The sequence below is a fragment of the Vibrio sp. HI00D65 genome (genome assembly GCF_001635455.1).
Taxonomy (GTDB): Bacteria; Pseudomonadota; Gammaproteobacteria; order Enterobacterales; family Vibrionaceae; genus Vibrio.
Window position 1 is genome coordinate 1 of record NZ_LWEH01000518.1, and the last position, 333, is coordinate 333.

Genomic DNA, 333 nt, shown 5'->3' on the forward strand with positions numbered 1-333 from the left:
GGATTTGAACATTGACCGAGATTATAAAACTAGAACAATTCCGAGAAACAGTAAGAGTCGTAAAGGGGAAACTAAAGGTAATTTAAGCAGTTAGAGGGTTAAGTCAAAGGATTACAATTATCTTTGAAGATTGAGTTCGATTTGAGGGGGTAAACGATAAACTTGAATTGGAGCGTGCAGCGGGAATCGAACCCGCATCATCAGCTTGGAAGGCTGAGGTAATAGCCATTATACGATGCACGCACACTGTCTTAAGGGTAAGACTGAGGCATTAAGAAGACTTGGAGCGTGCAGCGGGAATCGAACCCGCATCATCAGCTTGGAAGGCTGAGG

At 43.8% G+C, this 333-nt stretch carries 1 tRNA gene; it reads right to left on the reverse strand.

Going from position 1 to position 333, the window contains the following annotated elements:
* Nucleotides 1–168 precede the first annotated feature (168 nt).
* Nucleotides 169–243, reverse strand: a tRNA-Gly gene (locus tag A3712_RS23205).
* Between the last annotated feature and the right edge of the window lie 90 nt (nucleotides 244–333).